We start from the raw sequence: 17,172 nt of genomic DNA on the forward strand, positions 1-17,172 counted from the left end.
CCTGAGCGTGTGCCTGCTCTGGCCCGTTTTGACCATGATTTGGCGTTAGGTTCGGTCGATTTCCAGACATTTTGGTTAAACGACGGGGGAGAGCGAGCATGGCAGTATTCGCAAAAGTACTGTTCCCCGCAAATGTCAGATGCAGAATCGTCGCTTTGGTGCCGTCGTGCCGCCGCGATCCAAAATAGGGTCGATACCCGAGAGCGCGTCGCTCGGATCAGCGAGGGCCTCACTGATCGCCAGCACGATGTCGGTGCGAGCGTGCGGCCTTGATTCAGCATTGTCCGGTCGAGCGGACTTCGGCGTGACCTGTCGCACGTTCGGTTCCTTCATCTTGAGCAACCGCGCAGTGCGCATTTTCGCGTACCGGGAGAGTCCGATCTTAATGGCGACCAGCACGGGCGCGGCGATGACAAAAAGCAGGGCGACTGCATTGAACGCCGTGTCGAAGGCGATCACGGTGGACTGACCTGTGACAACCCGGCCGAGTAGGCTCGTCGCTGCCCGACCAGCGGCCGCGGCCTCCATTCCTCTCGCCGCGAGCATGGCGGTCGTCGTCGTCAGCCGGTCGATGACCGCGGGCCGTCCTGCGGTGACGTTGGCGCCGAGGACCGCGACATTGGCGACGACGTTGTGGTCGATCAGCGTCTGGAGTGCTGCGACCCCGATCAGACCACCAAGCTGGCGACCGGTATTGAAGAGGCCGATTCCGGACGCGAGATTTCGGCTGTTGAGGTTGCTGAAAGCGATCAGAGTGATCGATAGAAACAGGAAGCCCAGGCCCAAGCCGCGCAACAGGATTGCTGCCATCATGTCGTCCGCGCCGCTCTCGCTGGTCGAACCGGAGAGCATCCACATCGCAACCATGATCATCAGGATTCCAAAGGGCACCGTGGCGAACGGAGGAACGCGGCGGACCTGCATGAGGAAGGCGGCAATGAGGAGCGCGCCGATGAAAAGCGCGCCACTCGGCAACAGGAGCAGGCCGGCAGCGGTCGGCGTGAACGCGAGGACGGAAACGGCAAAGGCCGGAATCAGGAACGCGCTTCCGAACAAGGCGGCGCCAGCGACAAAACTGACGATGAAGGCGAAGGAAAAATCCTCCGATTTGAACAGGGTGAAGTCGAGCAAGCCCTGGCCTTTGGCCAGCACTTGTTGGCCGAGAAATGCCATGAGAGTGGCGGCGCCGATCACCGTCAGCCAGAGGATGCGAGGCTCCTCGAACCAGTCCCATCGGCTGCCTTGGCTGAAGACGTAGGTGAAACTGAAAAGCGTGACGGCGATCAGCGAGAAGCCAATCCAGTCAAACGGACGGTACGCAGTTTTGGGGGGCACTGGGCCGTCTGCGATCAGCAGAAGCCCGGCCGCCGCCAGCGCCAGCGGAACAACGCTGAAGAAGATCCATGTCCAGGACTGGCTATCGAGCAACCACCCCTGAAGGGCTGGCGCGATCGTCGCGGGGGCGACAACGGACCCCATCGCGAACAGAGCCTGAAGGAGCGGCTGGTGGGATCGCGGATAGGCGAGAAAAATCATCGCCTGGCCGGCGACAAGCAGGGTGCCGCCGGCGAAGCCCTGAATCATTCGAAGCGCGACCAGCAGGTCCAGCCGAGCCGTGATGGCGGCAATGCCGCACGCCAGGCCCATGGCAAGCGTTGCGCCGATGATCAGGCTCAGCGGGTTGAGACGGTTCAGCAGCCAAGGGGCGGCCATGAATCCGATGAGCTTGAGCGCGGTGTAGCCGACATCGAGCCAGGCGAACTCATCAGGCGTTGCGTATGTGTCGCCGATGATGTCGCCGCGTCCGAGCGACAGGACGGTGCTGGCGATCGCCTCCGTCAGCGTGGCAAGGACGATGCCCACGACCAGCAGGGCTCCGGTCGTCGATCTGTCGCGACTCGGCGTGGCGGTGACGATCGCGTTCATGAGCCGCTCCCCAGGTCAATCTCGACACGCGCGGACAGGCCGGGTACGAGGCGGCCCGGCAATGGATTGCTGACAAACCGGATCTTGGTCGGCACACGTTGGACGACGCGAACGAAGTTCCCCGTCGCATTGTCCGTGGGCAGCAAGCTGAAGGCAGAGCCGCTGCCGGGCGCAAAGCTGTCGACCACGCCTTCAAGCGCCCCGTTCGGGTAGCCATCGATCGTGATGCGGACGTGCTGGCCAGCTTGGATATGCTCGAGCTGGGTTTCCTTGAAATTCGCCACGACCCAGACATCGTTGACCGGGACGATATCGAGCAAGGCGCCGCCCGGCGCAACAAGCCGGCCGACGCGGACCTGCCGGTTGCCGATAACGCCGCCGACCGGCGCGCGTACCACGGTATTCTCCAGATCGATTTGGGCGAGATCGCGCGCGGCCTCTGCCTGCGCCACCGCGGCAATGGCAGCTTCGCGCTGAGCACCAAGAACGGCGATGCGTTGCTGCTGGGCCTCCAGCGTTGCCGCTGCCGCCGCCACGCCCGCTTCGGCTCTCGACCGTGCCGCGTCGCTTTCATCGACAATAGCCTGGCTGATGGTGTTGCTGCGGATGAGTTCACGGTGGCGGCTGGCGGCTTTGGTCGCCAGATTCACCTCGGCCACGGCCGAACGTCTCTGCGCCTCGGCCTGCCGAATGAGCGCATGTTGAAGCTCCGTCTCCGCATCGACATTGGTGAGGCGAGCCTGGGCCGCTTCGACATTGGCCACCGCTTGCGCAAGCCGTGCGCGGTAGTCACGATCGTCGATCCGGAACAGGACGTCACCCGCCCGCACAGTTTGGTTGTCCTGAACCTCTACCGCCGTGACATAACCGGCGACCTTCGGGGCAAGCGAAGTGACATCCCCGCGGACATAGGCATTGTCGGTCGACGCGACGCCGCTCGGACGAGCCCAGGCCCATCCGCCAGCTACGACCACCACGGCGCCGAGGCAGAGCAGCAAGCCGACCATCTTTTTCTTGTTGGGTTGCGCCACGGCGACACCGGGCCTTGAGCTTCCGCCGGTGACGATGGCGACCTTGTCCTCGAGCGAATCCATTTTCTCAGTTCCTGTTGAATGCCGATTGCCCGGAAGCAGCCCTGGCGGCGGTCGCCTTACTAGGGCTGCGGGCATCGAAGCCGCGTTCGTTCATTGCCCGACGGGCGTGACCAGTTCCTTTTCGTCAGTGTCGACGACAAACACCGCAAGCAGCCGGGCAGGCTCCGTGTCGCTGGCATTCGCGCTCACTTCATGATGGGAGCCTGGCTCTTCGTAGAAGTTTTGGCCTGCTTGGTAGACCTTTTCCGGCGAGCCGTTGACGCTGCTGCGGATCGCGCCTTCGAGCACCGTCGCATAGATGAAGGCGGACTTGGGGTGCGTGTGGGCGGGCGATGCGCCCCCCGGCCCGTATTCGACGAGCACACCCCTCATGCTCTTGCCGGGGACGTTCGGAAGCGCGTGGTCAAATACGACCGTCACCTTGCCCGCGGGCCGGTCGCCGGCCGAAGCTGCGGTGATCGAGAGCGCTGCGAAGGCAGTGGCTGAGAGAAATCGTGTAAACATTGCAATTCTCCTTCGAGAGTACCTGTTGGGAAGGCGCGGCCGGTGCCGGATCGAACGCATTCCTGATTTGTCCATGGGCCTGACTTGTCCGTGGGAGCCTTAGCGCGCCGCTTGGGCCGTCGACTGACCGAGCCAGTCCTCGAAGCGGGTTGCGCCGAGGCGCGGGTTCTTGCCGGGGGTCAGCGATTGATCGTCGAGGACGGCGCCGAAGTAGCGCGCGTGGACGTCCGGCACGACCTTGCGCGTGTCCTGCGTTGCGCGCAGATAGCGCCTGACCACTTCGTCGAGCGGGATAGCCTCAGGGCCGGCGACTTCGACGGTGCCGTTGACCGGCGGTGCGAGTGTGACATCGGCGAGCGCCGCCGCCACGTCGTCGGACGCGATCGGCTGGAACAGTGCCGGTGATAGGCGGATCTCGTCGCCGACCGTCCCCGCCTGCGCAATGCCGCCGACGAACTCGAAGAACTGCGTCGCGCGCAGAATGGTATAGGGAATGCCGGACGCCTTGATGAGGTTTTCCTGCGCGATCTTGGCCCGGAAATAACCGTTGTCGGGAAGCCGTTCGCTACCGACGATCGACAGCGCAACATGGTGGCGCACGCCGGCGGCAGCTTCTGCAGCGAGCAGGTTACGGCCCGACGTCTCGAAGAACTCGAGGACGGCTTTGTCTTCCCAAACCGGCGCGTTCGCCACGTCGACAACGATCTGAGCTCCATCCATCGCTTCGGCCAGTCCCTCGCGAGTGATGGTGTTCACGCCCGTGTTGGGGGCCGCTGCGAGCACGTCATGGCCGCGCTCGCGGAGCTTCTTCACAAGTTTCGATCCGATGAGGCCGGTGCCTCCGATGACGACGATCTTCATGGGTTCTCTCCGCTTCTCTCGACCGCAACCATTGCCGTCGATGTGGATGGAGAGTGCCTGCGCGCACCGGGGAAGTCCCTGTGACGGGCTTGAATTGTCCTTCAGGGAAGATTGTTTTTTCATCCAAGGGACAGTTGTTCCGACCGGCATGCCTTGCTGCGAGCGGTGCAGTCAGTTACGCGGTACCGTGCTATCAATGTCCGATGATATTCGCCCGTACTGCGAGCCGAGGGCGCTTGGCCAGGGGATGCCGACGTGCAATTCATGTTTGGAGACTACGTGCTCGATCCGGAGCGCCGGGAACTTACCTCGCGCATGCAAATCGTGGCTGTCGGGCCGCAGGTCTTCGACGTGCTGCTGCATCTCATCCGGAACAGCGACCGCGTCGTCAGTAAGGACGAGCTGCTGCAGGCGGTATGGGGCGGCCGAATCGTCTCGGAATCGACCATCACCAGCCACATCAACGCAGTTCGCAAGGCAATCGGCGACAGCGGCGAGGGGCAGCGCCTGGTCCGGACGGTCGCGCGCAAAGGTTTCCGATTCGTCGGCGAGATCAAGCTCGGCGAGATCGGGGACGCGCGACAGCCCGGCGCGCCAACCGTCATTGAATACGCCTCCAGCAAATCAGAGGGGCCGCCGTCCGGCCTCGCACTTCCAGACAAGCCTTCCATTACCGTCTTGCCCTTCCAGAACCTGAGCGGCGATCCGGAGCAGGATTATTTCGCTGACGGCGTGGTGGAGGATATCATCGCCGCCCTGTCGCGCATCCGCTGGTTGTTCACCATCGCGCGCAATTCGAGCTTTACCTACAAGGGCCGTGCGGTGGACGTGAAGGAAGTGGGCCGCGAGCTTGGCGTGCGCTACGTGGTCGAAGGCAGCGTGCGCAAGTCCGGGAATAAGGTCCGCATGACCGGACAGCTCATCGATGCCACGACCGGCACTCATCTCTGGGCGGAGCGCTTTGAAGGCACGCTCGACGACATCTTTGAGCTGCAGGACCAGATGGCCGAAAGCGTCGTCGGCGCGATCTCACCGCAACTCGAACGCGCGGAGATCGAGCGCGCCAAGCGCAAGCCGACGGAGAGCCTGGACGCCTACGACTATTATCTTCGCGGCATGGCGAAGTTGCACAACGGAACGCGCGAAGCAATCGAGACGGCGCTCCCCTTGTTCTACAAGGCGATCGAGCTCGACCCCGAATTTGCGTCGGCCTATGCCGCGGCGGCATGGTGCCATTTCTGGCGCAAGTTAAACGGCTGGATGACCGAGCGGGCCCACGAGATCGCCGAGGGCGTGCGGCTGGCGCGGCTGGCAGTGGAACTCGGCCGGGACGATGCGGTCGCCCTGACGAGAGGCGGGCATGCGTTCGCCCATCTCGCCGGCGACCTCGACGGCGGCATCGCGTTGCTCGACAGGGCCGTGCTGCTCAATCCGAACCTCGCCACCGCCTGGTTCCTCGGCGGCGCCCTGCGCGCTCTCCGCGGCGAAACAGACGCCGCAATTGAGCACCTGGCGCATGCGGTTCGCCTGAGCCCGCTGGATCCGGAAATGTTCCGGATGCAGGTCGGGATGGCGCTGGCACATTTCTTCGCCGGGCGCTTCGATTCCGCCTCGGCCTGGGCGGAAAAGGCGCTCGGGAACCTACCCAGCCTGCTGGTAGCGGTCGCCCTGCTGGCGGCGAGCCATGCGCTTGCCGGGCGCATCGACGAAGCGCGGCAGGCGACACAGCGGCTGCGGGTACTCGATCCATCCTTACGCGTCTCCAACCTCAAGGATTGGCTGCCAATCCACCGGCCCGAGGATCTCGCGCGGTTCGCCGATGGCCTGCGACTGGCTGGGCTGCCCGAATGACCGCGGCACTTTGCCGAAACAGGGGCGGCTTTGCGCCAAAAGACCATTGCCTCGCTGCGAGGAATGCAACAATCGGGAGGGACAATGGCCATGCAAATGCTGCAGACCATCATCAATCGGCTTGCCGAGAAACCGGTCCTGAACGTCATCGTCAAACACGAGAAACTCGCGCAGCCCCTAGCGGTTCGTGCCGTCGGCAGTGCGGAGGAAGCATGCGGTGAAGGGCAGGCATATATCGCCGCAGGGCATAGCCGCCGGCGAGCCAAAACACAAACGGGGCCTGCACTTCTAGCACAGGCCCCGTTCTAAATCGTTTCTGAAAAAATTTGGTTCTTGTAGGTATGTATCGCCGCGGCGACCCCCAAAAATTAGGGTGTCATCATCTTAGATCTATACGGACCTTGGTCCGGCGCACCGGTGAACTTCAATGGCCAAAGGTCTGATACATAGGTGGGAGTTAATCACTGGACGAGATCACGACGTCGCCACAGGGCAATCGAAAACGGGATCCGGGGTCATCTGAATGCCGAGATGCTAAAAGATTATTCCTGCTTTTTCACAGAGTTGATCCTTCCGCCGAGCGCCAGGCCGGCTGCCAGGCCGATAAAGCCAATACCGGTTTCGCCGCGGCACGATCAAAATAGTCCACGAAAGCCGCCATTGATGCCGTGAAAATTGCGGTATTGAGGGGGGAATTGCTGTGCTGACGATCGAGCAAAAAAGTGAAAAGAACCGCCCAGAAGCAGCAAGCGAGATAATGTGTCAGGACCCCGACGCCGGTATGGGGAATATCAAGACGATCAGCGCGTGCCGCGCTTCTCCATGGACCCAGTGACTGGTTGCATTCAGGACTTGCCACAAAGACTTGTCTCGACGCCGCGCCAAGAGACACAAGACTGCGGCGCTCGTCGTGCCGGCCAGCAGACCACTCAGAACAATGTTTTTCGCGTTGCGCATTGTCGCTCCCGCGCAGAACAACTGCGGCACAGCTCAATCGTTCCTATTCTAGCGCACGATGAGTTCGGCACGACCGCTTCGGAATACATGCCCGGTAAGGAATGACACGATCGCGGCCGCGATCTTGCTGCCGCCCTTTTCCGACGGCTCGATGGCGTTGGTAAAGTCGTCGTCCTCGTCGCAGATGACGCGAAGATCGATCAGTGGAACGCCACGTTCAGCGGCTGCCCGTGTGATACAGTCATTGAGGATCGAGAGCGCGGTTACCGCAATGCGCCTCTGGTCGGCGTCGGCATACCGGACGTCGTAGATCGAGCAGATGGCAGTCGGCAGCTTAGTGGCCAAAACAGCATCCAGTGTCGAGGCGTAGGCCGAGCAGAACTGCTCTCTTATTTCGGCTAGTCTTAGCAATGTGTCGGCGACCGAGCGCGAGGGAGCGTTCAAAACATCGGAAACGCCGAGCGCGTCATTTCCGCCCATGCTTACCACCAGATGAGTGGCGTCGGCCGGCAGGCGCTCCATCTGTCGGCGCACGTCTGCCATGACGCTGCCATCGACGGCGAGCAGCACGGCAGACCACCCTGGTGGAAGCTCGCGCGCGAGGTGAGCCAAAACATCCGCTCCGCGAGCAACGTAGGCGCGGTTGTCAAAAACCGAATCCCCGAGAAGCGCAACCTTGTTGGTCATGGCGGTACCTCCGGCCAAAGTGGTTTGAATAGCCGCAGGTGCTGGCAAGGCGGCAGCCGCTAGCAAAAAGTTCCTGCGCGACATTGTGATTTTCACCCAGACTCTCCTCCAAGCGGCCTCACTGATATAGCTAGCGGGGAGGGGCGCAAACTCAACGTTACTCCGGTACCATCGGTTCAAAGCGATCGAGGCGTCGATACGTCTGCTCGCCTTCGACGTGCCGACGATAGAAGCTTGCAGGCGGTTCGGTACGCTGCATGCTCGCCGGCATCCATTTATCGCGGCAGGAAAGCGTGAACACGCAGGCGCTTTACGCCGCCATGTCCGACCGGTAGAACCAGCTCATCGAAGCAAAGGTATTGAAAATGCCGCAATCGCGCCCCGTCTACAGTTTCAATAACATCATCGTCCGCGCGCCTTCACAGTCCGTCGTCAACGGGTTGCGCGCCGCCGACCGCGGAAGTCCAACCTTCGAGGGCGTGAAGGCGGAACATGACGGTTATGTCGCAGCGATGAAGGATGCGGGCGTGAAGGTCACCGTACTGCCGGCGCTCGAAGCCTTCCCGGATTCGATCTTCGTCGAGGATCCGGCGCTCGTCTTCACCGAAGGCGCGATCCTGCTGCGTCCAGGCGCAGCCACACGCATGAAAGAAACCGCGGAGATCGAACCGACGCTGCGGCAGATGTTCGAGGCCGTTCTCGACCTGCCGGGCACGGGCTACGCCGATGGCGGCGACGTGCTGACGACGAGCGAAAGCGTGATGATCGGGCTCTCGGCGCGAACCGACAGGGCGGGCGCGGAAGCGCTCCGAGGCTGCCTTGACAAGCTCGGCCGCAAGACCGAGATCGTCGCGACGCCGGAGGGCGTTCTCCACTTCAAGACCGATTGCTCGCTCCTCGACGACGAGACCATGTTGTCGACCGGCCGCCTCGCGCGCTCGGGCGCCTTCAAGAAGTTCAAGCAGATGATCATTCCGGAAGGCGAGGAGCCGGCAGCCAACGCCCTTCGCGTCAACGACGTCGTCATGGTCGGTTCGGACTTCCCGCGGACGATCGAGATGCTCGACAAAGCCGGCTACAAGGTCGTGCCGCTGAAGACGACGGAAATCGGCAAGATCGATGCGGGCCTTTCCTGCATGTCGCTGAGGTGGTTCAGCAATACGAGCTGATCCGGAGCCCAGCCTTGGGATGATTCGCCGCTCGACGGCGCCATGACCGGCGTCTCCACACACTCGGCAGTAATCGGCGTCCAGCGTGATGATGAAATCAGGGACCTGGCCGAACCACTGCTTCACCTGCTCTTCCCGGGCGCGGGACCACTTGCCCATCGTGCCTTGCGGAGATCCTGTCTCGCACTGGCCGATGATGCGGCGGCCCTTGCGGCTGTTCTCGACGACAGTCCAGAGGAAGCCGATTTCGGCGTGCGGTAAGTGCGCGTGCTCCGGATTGTGGAGCGGAGAGGATGGTCGAGGAAGATTGCCTCTATCCATTCGGGCGTGTATTCGGCCGGAACGAAGGCCGGGGAGTCGATGTCGTCGAAAATCGAGGATGGCAGTTGAGGGCGCATCAAGGTGAAAGACGTAAGAGGTGGAAACGTGGGAGCCCGCATGCTAGGTCGACTTTCATCTTCACCCAGTCCCAAGCACTTGAGAGTTAAGCCGCATGACCGATTGCCCGAGCTTTAGAGTGTCCAAAGGCATCTACGCGGACCCGGAGACTTTGATTGCGACCGAGGCGCTTGTCTGGAGTCGGCAGTAATCGATAAGGAGGGCTTGGTCTGTGATCCGTGGGGCTTGGAGGCGATTCGGTTGAGCCTCAGTCGTGAATACGGCGACCGAGTGCCCAAGATCATCGTCTTCAAGGCGCCAAATGACCTCCCGCAGACGTTCCCCAGCTTATGAGGCTGGCGAGCTACCGGGCTGCTCTAATTGACCTCGCCGAACATCGAGGATGGCGGTTTCGGCCTCATCTAATTGCCTTGCCTTTGGACAATGGTTGCGTAAACCTTTCATGCCCTGCATCTTTTGAACTGGCATGTGAAACCAATGAGCAACAAAATTTTTGAGACTTTGACCGGCATGTACTTCACCGTCGACGATCCCGATGGAAGTTACGGCACTGGTCAAGTTATTCGTCTCGCTGCCGAAGGGATCTATTTCGTTCGCTTCGACGGCAACGAGGTGACGCTGCCACTAGAACTCGTATCCATCGGGGAGATGTTGCAGACCACCGACGAAGACTACAAGCTCTGGCGGTTCTTCGACACTATCGAGGAAAGAGACAAGTGGATCGAATGGCTAGACGCGCCGTCTAAGCCGCGGGTCATCTCGCTTGTGAAGCCGACCAAGTAACGCCTCGCGACTAGTACCGCAGAAGCCGACAGCCGCGAAGGCGCGAAATCCCCTAAAATTTAACGGTATTGTCATGCCGCTGTGGCAAGGTTCGTCGCGTATTGAGGAGAATGGCTCATTTTAGCTGCAATTTAGAGCAGGGCTTTGCAGAGATTGCGGGGCCCTGCTTGTAGCGAGCCGGGGGAGTGTGCCTGCGCTGCTGAATTGGTTGCAAGCCCCGGGAATCGAATCCGGTCTTTCGTGGTTATGAGCCACGCGGCTTACCAGTTGCCCTGCGTGCGTAATGATGTGGCTTGGTTTAGACAAAATTAACCAAGACAGGGATCAGTGGAGTTTTCTCCTGATGGCTGCCCCGCTTTGCTCACATTCACCTCACCAAGATGCAGGATGGATACAGCGGGAACAGCCTTTCTGGCGCTCATATGCATCCTCGTCGCGATCGTGATGAGCATTTTGGCGTTCGATCCAGCAACTGAGGCGCCACCCACCAGACCGGCAATGGTCCCGGCCAACTACTAGGCCTTCAAGGAGCCAACCTACCCGGGTTGGTTACGCCATGATCCAGCAAGACCTCGACGGATGACGAACAAGCGTTCTCGCTAGTCCCCGCAGCTCAACTCGATGCGTCCGTCAAAGCGGCGAGTACATCCGGCGCTTTGATATTCAGTTGCCCTTGAAGGGGACGGTGCCTGATACCCGGCCATCATTCGCAGCGAACTCCGAGAAAGGGTCGGAGGCGTTCGCCGCCGGTCCGTGGCGCCCGTACAATCGCTGATTCGCTACACACAAGGGGCGAATTGGATGCAAAACCGCACACTGCGCTAAGTTGCAGGCGACAGATCGCCGAACACGGTCGGAATCAGTTCCGATACCGTCGGGTGGATGTGCACGGCGCGGGTGATCGTCGTATAAGGTCTCTTTGCATACATGACGTCGAGGATGCTCTGGATCGCCTCGTCGCCCCCCGTGCCGAGGATCGAGGCGCCCAAGATTTCCTTGGTATCGGCATCGACGATCACCTTCATGAAGCCTTGTGTCTCGCCCTTCTCGACGGCGCGGCCGACCCGCGTCATAGGCCGGGTGCCGATCAGCAGCTTGCGGCCGCTCTTGCGGGCCTCGGTCTCGGTCATTCCTGCGCGACCGAGCGGCGGGTCGATATAAAGCGCATAGGCCAGGATTCGGTCGGTGACCCGGCGCGTATCGTTGTCGAGCAGGTCCGCGGCAACGATCTCGAAATCATTATACGCGGTGTGCGTAAAGGCGCCGTGGCCGTTGCACTCGCCCATCGCGAAAATATGCGGCACGTTCGTGCGGAGGAAATCGTCGACCTCTATATAGCCGCGAGCATCGGTTTTCACGCCAGCCTTGTCGAGCCCGAGGTCGTCCGTGTTGGGACGGCGGCCGGTGGCGAGCAGCACATGAGAGCCGATGACCTCCGGTGGCCCTGAGGTGCAATCGACGCCGGCAGCAATCCCATCTTCATGCTTGGCGAAGCGAATGCATTCCGCATTCAGCCGGACATGGATGCCTTCCTCTTCGAGAATCGCACGAATGGTGTCGGAGACGTCCGGGTCTTCCCGCGCGATCAGTCGCGGACCCTTTTCGATTACAGTTATTTTGGAGCCGAAGCGCCGGAACATCTGAGCGAATTCGAGCCCTATATAGCTGCCGCCGATGATTACGAGATGTTCCGGAAGCTCTGTGAGATCCATTATCGAGCTATTGGTGAAATAGGAAACCTCGTCCACACCCGAAAAATCTGGCACCGCCGCACGTGCACCGGTGTTGAGAAAGATCTGCTCTCCGGAAATCAGTTCCTCGCCTATGCGGATTTCGGTCGGGCTTTCGAAGCGGGCGTGGGCTTCGAAGACAGTGCAGTTCTTCATCCCCTTGAGCCAGCTCTCGACGCCGGAACGGGCATCGAGGCGGACCTTCTCCTTCCGCGCCATGACCCGAGCGAAATCGACGGAGACGGCACCGACCGCCATGCCGTATTCGGCGCCACGGCGGGCGGTATGGATCGCATAGGCGCTCGCGACCATCGCCTTGGTCGGCATGCAGCCGGTATTGACGCAGGTGCCGCCGAAGAGTTTGCGCTCTACGAGGGCGACGGATTTGCCGGCAGCCGTAAGCCGCCCGGCGAGGGATGGTCCGGCCTGGCCGGCGCCAATGATGATTGCATCGAAATGTTTGCTCATGATGACACCACCCAGACCGCCAGCAGAATGGCGACGAGATCTTCGAGAAGGGCGATCGGCAGGTCCTTGCCGCCGATGGCCGCGACGAGACGCTTGCGTGCTTCATAGCCGCCGAGCGTGCCGATGACAGCTCCGATTACGCCGGCAACCGCGCCGCCGGTAAGCGAGCCGCCGGCGGTGCCGATCACTGCACCACAGAAGCCACCGCTCACGACGCGCGCGCCGAATTGCTGCGGAACCTTGCGGCTCGGTGTGCTTGGAAGCTGGTCGGTGACATATTCCACTAACGCCAGAAGACCGAAAATATAAGGCGTGAAACGGTAGCCCATGAAGGCCGCCCAACTATTCGCGACGGGCAGCCAGCCGGCCGCGGCCGCAATGCTGACAGCAGCGGGCGCCGTCATTGCCCGCAGACCTGCCACGACGCCGATGAGAAGCGCAAGAACATAGATGGACATGCATCCCCCCGACCGGTTTCCAAAAGATAGTGCGAGCGGCGGTCCGAAAGAGCGTCTTTCTCAGCGGTCTCGGATCATGCTGGCATCGCAAAATGAAGCAGCAGCGGATCGATGTATTATGGCCCCGAGAAAAAAACGGGCTGCAGTGGGGCCGGATGAAAGAGTGGCCGACTTCAGCCCCGATTGCAACGTCCTTGAGGAGACAACTTCACCCTCGGCCACGAGGACTTCGATCGGAGGTCGTGATCTGCCTACCGTTCTGTTTTTCACCAAAGCCTGCCATATATGGAATGGCTTACCTGCACGCAGCGGAAAATCCGTGATCAAACTGCGAGATCAATCGAGGGAGACAATCATGCGCCTGAACCTGATCAAGACACTTATCGGTACCGCCTTTGCCCTTGCACTCACCTCCGCTGTGGCCGAGGCCGACGTCGTCGTTTCCTCAAAGATCGACACGGAAGGCAGCGTTCTCGGCAACATCATGCTCGCCGTCCTGAATGCCAACAACATCAAGACCACGGATCGCGTGCAGCTTGGTGCTACCCCGGTCGTGCGCAAGGCGATTACCGCCGGCGAAATCGACATCTATCCGGAATATACCGGCAACGCGGCCTTCTTCTTCGAAAAAGCTGATGACCCGGCTTGGAAGGACGCCGCCAAGGCCTATGAGCAGGCGAAGAAACTCGATTACGAGGCGAACAAGATCGTCTGGCTGACGCCGTCCCCCGCCAACAACACCTGGGCTATCGCACTGCGCAAGGATGTTGCCGAGAAAAACAATCTCAAAACACTTTCCGACTTCGGCAAATATGTCAGCAGCGGTGGCGAGGTCGTGCTGGCGGCCTCCTCCGAATTCGTCAATTCCGCAGCCGCGCTGCCCGCCTTCCAGACGACATACTCCTTCACTCTAAAACCGGAGCAGCTCATCACACTTTCGGGCGGAGACACCGCGGCAACGATCGCCGCTGCGGCAAACCAGACGAATGGCGCCAATGCAGCGATGGTATACGGTACGGACGGCGGTATCGCCCCCTCTGGTCTCGTCGTGCTCGAGGACGACAAGAACGTGCAGCCGGTCTATCAGCCGACGCCGATTATCCGCGAAGCGGTTCTGAAGGAAAATCCGGAGATAGAAAGCCTGCTGAAGCCGGTCTTCGAAAAGCTTGACCTGGTGACGTTGCAGGAACTCAACGGCCGTGTGCAGGTCGGTGGCGAGCCCGCCAAGGCGGTCGCCGAGGATTTCCTCAAGAAGAACGGCTTCCTGAAATAACTTGACGAAGAGATAGGGCGCTGGTCGGATACCGCCGCCGCGCCCTTGTCCATTCGTAGAGCGGGGGCTCTCGAATGCTAATCTGGCCGGCTTGAAGGAAAGGAACGCATGCCTCTCCGTTTCGACAAGCTCGGCGTGATCATAGCTGGCCTCGCACTCTACGGCGCATCTCTTGCTCCTTTCGCAACATTTCGGGCCAATCGCATCGTCCAGGGCGAAGCGAAGTCTGTCCTGGAGGCCTTGCCGCCATCGCTTGCATATTTCCTTCTCGCCCTAGTCATCTTGGCTGCCGGCGTTGCCCTTCTCAAAACTGCGAGCCTCTTGAGGATGAGTGCGGCCTTCGCGGTTCTTGTCGCGCTGGGCATGCTGATCGGGATCGCGGCGGGCCACCTGACACCACCGGAGAATACCTATGCCCGCGTTTCTCCGGCCTCCGGTTTCTGGGTCGTGGTCTTCGCCTTCTCGCTTCTGCTCGCCGATGGGCTGACGCGCCTCAATCCGGGCCCGATCGTCCGGGTTCTGTTCCTCACCGCGGTGCTAGCGCTCGCGGGCGGAATGCTGGTCGCCGGCGGCTGGGCCGGGCTTTCGATGCTGAAGGAATACGCCAGCCGCGCTGACATTTTCTGGACGGAGGCCGGCCGTCACGTGACGCTTGCGCTCGGATCGCTCGCCGCCGCGACCGTTGTTGGATTGCCGCTCGGCATCCTCTGCCATCGCGTCGAAAGCCTCCGCGCCGGCGTGCTGAACGTCCTGAACGCCATTCAAACGATTCCGTCGATCGCCCTTTTCGGCATTCTGATCGCTCCGCTTGGCTGGATCGCGGCGCATGTTCCGGGCGCCGCGGCGGTCGGCATTCGCGGCATAGGGGTCGCTCCTGCCTTTGTCGCGCTTTTTCTCTATTCCTTGCTGCCGGTGGTCGCCAATACGGTCGTCGGGCTTGCCGGCGTGCCCCGCGACGCAAATGATGCCGCGCGCGGCGTCGGCATGACCGATTGGCAAAGGCTTGCCCGCATCGAATTTCCGCTGGCCTTCCCCGTGATCCTCACCGGAATACGCATTGTGCTCGTTCAGAATATCGGGCTTGCCACGATCGCCGCCCTGATAGGCGGCGGCGGCTTTGGCGTCTTCGTCTTTCAGGGTATTGGCCAGACGGCCATGGACCTCGTGCTGCTCGGCGCGGTGCCGACCGTCGTCCTCGCCTTCGCGGCGGCTATCATCCTCGATGCTCTGATCGAAATGACTTTACCGACCCGCAACCATGGCAGCGCCGCATGATCGAGATCAAGCACATTACCAAACGTTACGGAGACACGGCCGTGGTCAGCGACGTGTCGCTAACGGTCGAACCGCATACGATCACGGTCGTCGTTGGCACGTCGGGGTCTGGCAAGACCACGCTGGTGAGAATGGTCAACCGCTTGGTCGAGCCGACCTCGGGGACCATCAGCATCGATGGCGAAGACAATCGCTCCGTGCCGGATTTCGAGCTGCGCCGCCGCATCGGCTACGCCATCCAGGGCCACGGACTGTTTCCGCACAGGACGGTCGCTCAGAACATCGCCACCGTGCCGACACTTCTTGGCTGGGAGAAGGCGCGCATCAATGCCAAAGTCGAAGAACTGCTGACGCTTTTCCAGCTCGATCCGGACACGTTCGGTCCGCGCTACCCTCATGAGCTTTCGGGCGGCCAGCAACAGCGGGTCGGCGTAGCGCGCGCGCTTGCGGCAGAACCCAACGTGCTGTTGATGGATGAACCTTTCGGCGCCCTCGATCCCATCATCCGGGCCAAGGCGCAGGACGACCTGATCGCCATACAGAAACATTTTCGCACGACGATCATCCTGGTCACTCACGACATGGAAGAGGCTTTTCATCTGGCCGATAAGATCGCCGTGATGGACAAAGGCGAAGTCGTGCAATACGCGACGCCGGCCGAGATGCTGGTCGAGCCTGCCACGCCTTTCGTGGAGACTTTGATCGGCGCGAGCGAAAGACCGTTCCGGTTGCTGTCGATCGAAACGGCAGGTGATGCCGTCGAGCCCGGTTCGGCCGAGGGCACGCCGATACCGGCGACACTCAGCCAGCGGGATGCGCTTTCCGAGCTCCTGTGGTCGGGACGGTCGGTGCTGCCGGTCGCGGCACCCGATGGCGCGATCATCGGCAAGATCAGTCTCGAAGCCTTGGTAAAGCGCGCGGCGAGACCGCAATGATGGCGCGGTTGCCCAATCTCGCTCGGTTGCCCAATCTCACTCGGCTGGCAGTTCTTGTGCTGTTGCTGATATTCCTGCTGCAGCCCATCTGGTTTGAGCCCTTGCTGCGGCCGCTCGTGCAGGAGAATGCGCCCGCGGTCTACAACCAGGGCAGCCTGTTCTGGCTCACGGTCCTGCATCTTCGAACGGTATTTGTCGCCACGCTCGCGGCAACGCTCGTTGCAGTCGCGCTGGCAATCGTCGTGACGCGCAAGGCGGGCGCCGAATTCCTGCCGCTCTCGCGCAGCCTCGTCAATATCGGCCAGACGTTCCCACCGGTGGCCGTTCTCGCACTGGCGGTGCCGATTTTCGGTTTCGGCGAAAAGCCGACCCTGATTGCCCTTTTTCTTTATGGCCTGCTGCCGATCTTCGAGAATGCGCTTACCGGCCTGACGACATTGCCGCCCGCGGTGATGGAAGCTGCACACGGGGCGGGCATGACCGAGCGCCAGCGCCTCATCAAGATCGAGCTTCCGCTGGCGTTGCCAGTGATCCTGACGGGCATACGCCTTTCCGTCGTCATCAGTCTCGCAACCGCAACGATCGGCTCGACCGTTGCCGCCAAGACGCTCGGCGAAGTCATCATCGCCGGATTGCAGTCGAACAACCTCGCCTTTGTGCTGCAGGGTGGGTTGATTGTGGCCGCACTCGCGGTCCTCATCCACGACGCGCTTCAGGCTTTGGAGCGTGCGCTCTCCGGTCGCGTCCACGCCTAGCTAGAAAGCACCGCTGTGGCGCTCCGCGCCCGCTCGCTTGCAACGGC

General features: G+C 61.4%; 16 protein-coding genes, 1 tRNA gene and 1 pseudogene. 8 read left to right on the forward strand and 10 right to left on the reverse strand.

The genetic code is table 11. From position 1 onward, the window contains the following. Positions 1 to 135 precede the first annotated feature (135 nt). From PYH37_RS03340 to PYH37_RS03355, 4 genes are all read right to left on the reverse strand, one after another. Positions 136 to 1,926, reverse strand: coding sequence for a DHA2 family efflux MFS transporter permease subunit (locus tag PYH37_RS03340; RefSeq protein WP_280732013.1), 1,791 nt, complete (start codon positions 1,924 to 1,926; stop codon positions 136 to 138). Then, on the reverse strand, positions 1,923 to 3,020 hold the full coding sequence (locus PYH37_RS03345; RefSeq protein WP_280732014.1) for an HlyD family secretion protein: 1,098 nt from the start codon (positions 3,018 to 3,020) through the stop codon (positions 1,923 to 1,925). The genes PYH37_RS03340 and PYH37_RS03345 overlap by 4 nt, the downstream gene beginning before the upstream one ends. A gap of 90 nt (positions 3,021 to 3,110) precedes the next feature. Beyond that, the gene (locus PYH37_RS03350) at positions 3,111 to 3,524 is read right to left on the reverse strand and encodes a cupin domain-containing protein (protein WP_280732015.1); all 414 of its coding nucleotides are present in this window, start codon (positions 3,522 to 3,524) and stop codon (positions 3,111 to 3,113) included. A gap of 99 nt (positions 3,525 to 3,623) precedes the next feature. Continuing rightward, positions 3,624 to 4,385 carry an SDR family oxidoreductase gene (locus PYH37_RS03355; RefSeq protein ID WP_280732016.1) on the reverse strand — a complete coding sequence of 254 codons (762 nt, stop codon included), beginning with the start codon at positions 4,383 to 4,385 and terminating at the stop codon, positions 3,624 to 3,626. A gap of 255 nt (positions 4,386 to 4,640) precedes the next feature. Here PYH37_RS03355 and PYH37_RS03360 point away from each other — a divergent pair, with 255 nt between their 5' ends. Both PYH37_RS03360 and PYH37_RS03365 read left to right on the forward strand, forming a co-directional pair. Continuing rightward, on the forward strand, positions 4,641 to 6,236 hold the full coding sequence (locus tag PYH37_RS03360) for a winged helix-turn-helix domain-containing tetratricopeptide repeat protein (protein ID WP_280732017.1): 1,596 nt from the start codon (positions 4,641 to 4,643) through the stop codon (positions 6,234 to 6,236). An 84-nt stretch (positions 6,237 to 6,320) separates the two neighbouring features. Beyond that, positions 6,321 to 6,545: a hypothetical protein gene (locus tag PYH37_RS03365; protein ID WP_280732018.1), complete on the forward strand. Its 225-nt coding sequence runs from the start codon at positions 6,321 to 6,323 to the stop codon at positions 6,543 to 6,545. A gap of 247 nt (positions 6,546 to 6,792) precedes the next feature. Here the strand turns inward: PYH37_RS03365 and PYH37_RS03370 are convergent, their stop codons facing one another. Together PYH37_RS03370 and PYH37_RS03375 are read right to left on the reverse strand one after the other, a co-directional pair. Continuing rightward, the gene (locus PYH37_RS03370; RefSeq protein ID WP_280732019.1) at positions 6,793 to 7,230 is read right to left on the reverse strand and encodes a hypothetical protein; all 438 of its coding nucleotides are present in this window, start codon (positions 7,228 to 7,230) and stop codon (positions 6,793 to 6,795) included. An 11-nt stretch (positions 7,231 to 7,241) separates the two neighbouring features. Further along, positions 7,242 to 7,880 (reverse strand): SGNH/GDSL hydrolase family protein, encoded by a 639-nt coding sequence (locus PYH37_RS03375; RefSeq protein ID WP_280732020.1) that lies wholly within the window; start codon positions 7,878 to 7,880, stop codon positions 7,242 to 7,244. Between the two features lie 365 nt (positions 7,881 to 8,245). Between PYH37_RS03375 and PYH37_RS03380 the strand changes: the two genes are divergently transcribed. Beyond that, positions 8,246 to 9,049 (forward strand): dimethylarginine dimethylaminohydrolase family protein, encoded by an 804-nt coding sequence (locus PYH37_RS03380; protein ID WP_280732021.1) that lies wholly within the window; start codon positions 8,246 to 8,248, stop codon positions 9,047 to 9,049. Between the two features lie 105 nt (positions 9,050 to 9,154). Here PYH37_RS03380 and PYH37_RS03385 read toward each other — a convergent pair. Next, positions 9,155 to 9,370, reverse strand: a pseudogene (locus tag PYH37_RS03385) (hypothetical protein); the annotation flags it as partial. 555 nt (positions 9,371 to 9,925) lie between these two features. On the opposite strand from PYH37_RS03385, the gene PYH37_RS03390 reads away from it, so the two are divergent. Beyond that, positions 9,926 to 10,231 carry a hypothetical protein gene (locus tag PYH37_RS03390; RefSeq protein ID WP_280732022.1) on the forward strand — a complete coding sequence of 102 codons (306 nt, stop codon included), beginning with the start codon at positions 9,926 to 9,928 and terminating at the stop codon, positions 10,229 to 10,231. A 205-nt stretch (positions 10,232 to 10,436) separates the two neighbouring features. On the opposite strand, the gene PYH37_RS03395 is transcribed toward PYH37_RS03390, so the two are convergent. From PYH37_RS03395 to PYH37_RS03405, 3 genes are all read right to left on the reverse strand, one after another. Then, positions 10,437 to 10,512 (reverse strand) — tRNA-Met (locus PYH37_RS03395). 540 nt (positions 10,513 to 11,052) lie between these two features. Then, positions 11,053 to 12,429, reverse strand: coding sequence for an FAD-containing oxidoreductase (locus tag PYH37_RS03400; protein WP_280732023.1), 1,377 nt, complete (start codon positions 12,427 to 12,429; stop codon positions 11,053 to 11,055). After that, positions 12,426 to 12,887: a DUF4126 domain-containing protein gene (locus PYH37_RS03405; RefSeq protein ID WP_280732024.1), complete on the reverse strand. Its 462-nt coding sequence runs from the start codon at positions 12,885 to 12,887 to the stop codon at positions 12,426 to 12,428. Before PYH37_RS03405 ends, PYH37_RS03400 begins: the two co-directional genes overlap by 4 nt. A gap of 355 nt (positions 12,888 to 13,242) precedes the next feature. Between PYH37_RS03405 and osmF the strand changes: the two genes are divergently transcribed. The 4 genes from osmF (at position 13,243) to PYH37_RS03425 (ending at position 17,125) form a co-directional block, all read left to right on the forward strand. Next, positions 13,243 to 14,160, forward strand: coding sequence for a glycine betaine ABC transporter substrate-binding protein OsmF (osmF, locus tag PYH37_RS03410; RefSeq protein ID WP_280732025.1), 918 nt, complete (start codon positions 13,243 to 13,245; stop codon positions 14,158 to 14,160). 108 nt (positions 14,161 to 14,268) lie between these two features. Beyond that, complete coding sequence (locus PYH37_RS03415; RefSeq protein WP_280732026.1) at positions 14,269 to 15,435, forward strand: ABC transporter permease; 1,167 nt, start codon at positions 14,269 to 14,271, stop codon at positions 15,433 to 15,435. Further along, entirely contained in the window at positions 15,432 to 16,370 is a 939-nt protein-coding gene (locus PYH37_RS03420; protein WP_280732027.1) for an ABC transporter ATP-binding protein, read from the forward strand. The genes PYH37_RS03415 and PYH37_RS03420 overlap by 4 nt, the downstream gene beginning before the upstream one ends. Next, entirely contained in the window at positions 16,370 to 17,125 is a 756-nt protein-coding gene (locus tag PYH37_RS03425; RefSeq protein WP_280732513.1) for an ABC transporter permease, read from the forward strand. The genes PYH37_RS03420 and PYH37_RS03425 overlap by 1 nt, the downstream gene beginning before the upstream one ends. Positions 17,126 to 17,172 lie beyond the last annotated feature (47 nt).

This window comes from Sinorhizobium numidicum (assembly GCF_029892045.1).
Lineage (GTDB): Bacteria > Pseudomonadota > Alphaproteobacteria > Rhizobiales > Rhizobiaceae > Sinorhizobium > Sinorhizobium numidicum.